At 60.0% G+C, this 4,947-nt stretch carries 4 protein-coding genes; 2 read left to right on the top strand and 2 right to left on the bottom strand.

What is annotated here, in order from left to right:
* Positions 1–148 precede the first annotated feature (148 nt).
* The gene (locus DC522_RS32395) at positions 149–1,270 is read left to right on the top strand and encodes an NAD-dependent epimerase/dehydratase family protein (protein ID WP_116532536.1); all 1,122 of its coding nucleotides are present in this window, start codon (positions 149–151) and stop codon (positions 1,268–1,270) included.
* Positions 1,271–1,779: 509 nt separating this feature from the next.
* Here DC522_RS32395 and DC522_RS32390 read toward each other — a convergent pair.
* Complete coding sequence (locus DC522_RS32390; RefSeq protein ID WP_165820425.1) at positions 1,780–2,889, bottom strand: hypothetical protein; 1,110 nt, start codon at positions 2,887–2,889, stop codon at positions 1,780–1,782.
* 25 nt (positions 2,890–2,914) lie between these two features.
* Complete coding sequence (locus DC522_RS32385; RefSeq protein WP_205769900.1) at positions 2,915–4,240, bottom strand: O-antigen ligase; 1,326 nt, start codon at positions 4,238–4,240, stop codon at positions 2,915–2,917.
* 177 nt (positions 4,241–4,417) lie between these two features.
* On the opposite strand from DC522_RS32385, the gene DC522_RS34480 reads away from it, so the two are divergent.
* A partial coding sequence (locus DC522_RS34480; RefSeq protein ID WP_133239444.1) for a hypothetical protein occupies positions 4,418–4,947 on the top strand: 530 nt, incomplete at its 3' end.

Genomic DNA, 4,947 nt, shown 5'->3' with positions numbered 1-4,947 from the left:
TGATCGCCACCGACCATGACCAGGTCGATTACCGCCTGATCGCAGAGCATGCCCGGCTCGTGGTGGATACCCGCAATGTCTTTGCGAAAGCCGGTATGGTGAGCGATCGCGTGATCAAGGCCTGAAGGCGGCCAGGAGCATCCGCAGCATGGACACGTATCAGGTACAGCGTGATAATCTGGTGAGATCCCCCAAGCGGTGGCTCGTTACTGGAGTTGCCGGTTTCATTGGCAGCAATCTCTTAGAAACACTCCTGAATTTAGGACAGCACGTCGTCGGCCTCGATAACTTTGCGACAGGTCATCGGCGTAACCTGGAAGAGGTGCGTATTTCTGTCTCGCCAGAATGTTGGAGCAGATTTCATTTCATCGAAGGCGACATTCGAGATCTGGAAACTTGCCGCCACGCAATACAGGCAGGCAGCGCAAAGGGTGCCCAAGACGATCCCCATGCCCAAGACGATCCCCATGCCCAAGACGATCCCCATTCGGCAATAGACTATGTCCTTCACCAAGCAGCTATCGGCAGCGTTCCGAGGTCAATCGAGGATCCTCTCTTTACAAACGCAAACAATATTGACGGTTTCCTCAACATGCTCGTTGCGGCACGAGACGCCAAAGTCAGGCGTTTCGTTTACGCTGCCAGCAGCTCGACCTATGGCGACCATCCTGGTCTTCCAAAGGTGGAAGACGTCATAGGCAAGCCCCTCTCCCCGTATGCCATCACGAAATATGTCAATGAACTTTATGCTGACGTGTTCGTACGAACATATGGAATGAGTTGCACTGGCCTCAGATATTTTAACGTGTTCGGCAAGCGCCAAGACCCCGAAGGCGCCTACGCGGCAGTGATCCCGAAATGGATTGCGGCCATGATCAGCGGGGCTGACGTTTTTATCAACGGTGACGGCTCTACGAGCCGCGACTTCTGCTATGTCGAGAACGCCGTTCAAGCGAATATTCTCGCTGCGACGACTGAATCGGAGAATGCCGCCAATCAAGTCTACAATGTTGCTGTTGGCGATAAGACAACATTGAATGAACTGTATGAGCTCATTCGAGAGCTTCTTGAAATCCGCCAAGTGACAGTCAAACAAAAGACACCCTTCTATCGAGATTTCAGAAGAGGAGACGTCCTTCACTCCCAAGCCGATATTAGTAAGGCCCGCCAACTCCTTGGGTATGCCCCTGAGTTCAATGTGCGCCAAGGGCTCGACGCCGCCTTGGAGTGGTATGTAACCTTTGCTCGCCAACAGTATCCTGGCAAGTAGCGCTAGAGCATCGTGCGGAAAAGTGGATCCGGTTTTCCGCAAGAACGATGCTCTCTTTGAAGGAGAAAGCATCGTGCGGAACCGCAGGTCCGCGTCAGCGAAAAGTGGACCCGGTTTTCCGCAAGAACGATGCGCTCCTCTCAAGAATGAGCATCAGATCAACCCCAAAAGTGCAAGTCCACTTTTGAGTCCGACGCTCTAGCCGGCTGATCTGGGCCATGGCGCGCTGGCGCTATGCCAAAGCTGTCAAGATGATGAGGGAGTACCCCACGTCCCGTTGGTGTGATCACGTCGAGCGCGAGATCAATAACCAGATCATCTACGGCGATCCACGCGGCGGGAACCGCCAATGGTAACCTCAACAGCCGCTGCGCCGCACGGTTCGCGCGGCGTCGCCATCAAGTCGCAGAACCGCGGCCGCTTGACAATCAACAGCACCCATTCGAGTTCAAACGAAAGCCAGGGCACGGCCCCCTGATAATCCATGTCGGCAAACAAGTAGGTCACATTCAGCCCGCGGCGGCGGAAAAGCCTGGTGGCTTGCTGTCCCCGACATGGCCGCTCCCGACATGTTCCTTGTGGTCATCCGGGTCGCGCACCACAGCCAGAACGGGAAGGCCTGTGGCTTCGGAAGCCTCATCCGCATGCCGGACTCGCTGGTCGAGCCGTTCCGCTATAAAAGCGAGCCCCAGGCCGAGAAGGCCACCGGCGGTGATGCCTGAGACGAAGTACATGAAGCGCGAGCGGCTGGCGGTCGCCGGATCGCGCGGGGGATCGACGATCCGGATCAGCTCGGGAGCCTTGAGGATGCCGACGCTCCGCACGGAAGTGGCGCCCGAGAAGCGTTGCTGATAGCTCTCATAGCTCTCCCGCGCAGCCGCAATCTCCCGGTCCAGCGCGGCGAGACGGTCCTGGAGCCCCCGGACGCGGATCATGCTCCCGGTCAGCGCCGTCGCGGCGGCGTCCTCGGAGCCATCGGGCAGAAGCGCCGCAAGCTCGCGCTGAACCTCCTCCCTAATCCGCAGTAGCGCATCCAGTTCCTGACGGCGGGCGTTCACCATGAGTTGCGCGGCGGTCGCGCCACCCTGTTCGGGAACGAGCGCCTCCAGAAAGCTCGCCATCACCGCCTCCAGCCTCTTACCGAGGCCCTCGGGTTTCGCTCCGACCAGTTTCACCTCGATGAAATCGCCCCCGATGAGGTCGAGGGACAGCGCCTGGCGCAGTTCACCGATCGTCGCCTCCCGCTCCACGGGCGGAAGTCTGTCGACCTCCGCACCCAGGGCCTTGGCAAGAACGCTCTCGCTCATGAAGAGCGCCCGCAGCCCTGCGAAACGCTCCTGGACACGGTAGACGCTGCTGGCAGGATCCCCTTCCCGCGAGAACGGATTGTCTCGTCCGGCCTCCTGCAGCTGCATAAGGGCGCGCGCCGTGTAGGCCTTGGGCAAGATGATCGCCGCGGCGATGCTGACGGGCAGCATCAGAAGGATGGGCAGCACGATCAGGAGGCGTCGACGCCACGCTCCCTGCACGAGGTCGCGGATGATGCGCGTTATGTGCTTCGGGCGGTCCGCCGTCCCAGACGGCCCGGCAAGGGCCGCCACCTTCCCGTTATCTTCCACCTTGGACCTTCCTGACGAAATGCATTCAGTTCCCTCGATATGGAGCCATGTCGTGAATTGCGCCCCTAGGATGCGACGCCCCCGTCCGTACCGTCATCCGGGTATTCTCATCGACGTACCGCCCGACTGCGGCAGCAAGGGCGACCATGATGTAGATCGACCACGTGAATCCCTGCGAGAGAAACAAGCCTGCCGTGCAGAAGCCTGCGATGGCGGCGACCAGACCATACGCCACCGGCTGAACAGGAGAGCGGATTTCAGCTGCACTCAAGATGCGGTGCGCCCGCAGGCTGGTGCGGAACGCGCGGGCCACCATGAGTACGAACAGGGCCAGCCCGGGAATACCGGTTTCGGCGAGAACCTGCAGCCACGTGTTGTGGGTGGTCATGTCCTGCCCGGTCTGAATGTAGTTGAACCACGAAAAGTTCGCGAGGCCGACCCCGGTCAACGGGCGCAAGGCGGCTGCCTTCAAGGCGGTGATCCAAAAGTCCAGTCGATCTGCGGCCGAGGCGTCGAATCCTTCGGCGGGGGCCACCCTCGACATGCGCTCGGAGATCCCCATGGCGAGATAGAGAGCCATGGCTCCGATGATGCAGGCAACGATGAGAACCGTTTTTGAACGTACGAAGAGCAACCCATAGGCTGCGAAGACGGTGAGAACACCGAGGACCGCCCCCCGACTCTGCGTGTAGACGATGGCAAGGAGGACCGCCGGCACACAGGCGGCGCCAATGATCCTGTTTGTCCAGCCGGTCCTGCCTGTCAAAAGAGCGATCGAGAAGCTCAGCGTCGTCAGCAGCAAGAAGGCAAGATCATTTGGGTCGGACAGGATCGACGTCATCTGAAGGCCAATGGTGACGCGGGTGCCCTCGACGAGGTTGGTTCCGTTGAGCTTGTTGCTGATCGCGACGGCGGCCACGAGCAGCCCGCTTATGGCGATGACGCGCGCGACGAGATGGAAGTCGTCCTTCGTCCTTGGGAGCCAGGCCAAGGCCAGCGTCATCAACCCGATCTTGACAAAGCCCCCCGTCCAGAACTCGAAGGAGAGAGCAGGGCTGATGGCGAAGACGCTGCCGATTGTGACGAGAATGAAGAAAGCTACGAAGAGCCGGATCTCGGCAGGCCACACGGCCTCGATGCGGCCTGCAAGGGCGTTGTAGACCAGGGCAACGGCCGTGAGGGCTGCCAGGCCAAGCAGCGGCTGCAGCGGCATCAGAAACGGAAAGGCCTCGTGGAGGCGGAAGAGGGAAAAGGCCACAAACCCGATACAGACCAGAAGAGGCCGGTGAATGGCGATCAGCAGGACGACGACGCCTCCGGCTACCGTCAGAGGCGCAAGCGGAGACGACATCACAAGCCACGGCAGGGACGCGACCGCGCACGCCAAGAAGGCGGCAGGCACTTGCCAACGGTGGGCGGCTATCGACATCCCCGCCTCACGGCAGGCGGTGATGTGCTTGACTTGCCGCGGAGGAATTCAAGGTAGTTCCACACAGCATCAACCGCTTTCTGGCTGGATAGCTTCTTGATGGCATATAAGAGGAACGATTTCGACGCCAAGATCGAGGCGATTATTGGTTTTATCCGCCGGCCCATGATACCCGTAATAGCAGGTGGACGCAGCATCAGGATCGCGACCTTGGTCGTTGCAGCCCTATGGTGCGCAGGGACCGGAACATCCACGGCGGAAGACAGGAGACCTTTCGATCCCAGAGGATGCGCTCCGGTCGCCCAAGGCGGGACATCCCCCCGGCAGACTGCCGAATTGCGGGAACTCATCCTTCGTCTCGTCGGCCCTGCCCTGCCAGTTCAGGAGGCTGCGGCTCTGGGTGTATCCTTCGCGCAGTACGAGAAGGATTTCCGCACCTTCGCAGAACGTCACTGGCGGGTCGACGGGCCCGGCTGGGAAGCGGCGAATTACTATGACAGGGCGAAAATCTTCTATGTCTGGTGGGCACGGACCGGCGACAGCTCTTATCTGACCAAGGCGAATGCCCTCGCGGTCAACTATCGTGACAACTATCTGAAGGCCAACGACTATGCCCCCTCTGCGCATTG

This window comes from Microvirga sp. KLBC 81 (assembly GCF_003075415.1).
Taxonomy (GTDB): domain Bacteria; phylum Pseudomonadota; class Alphaproteobacteria; order Rhizobiales; family Beijerinckiaceae; genus Microvirga.
This window is presented reverse-complemented; position numbering and strand designations above follow the sequence as displayed.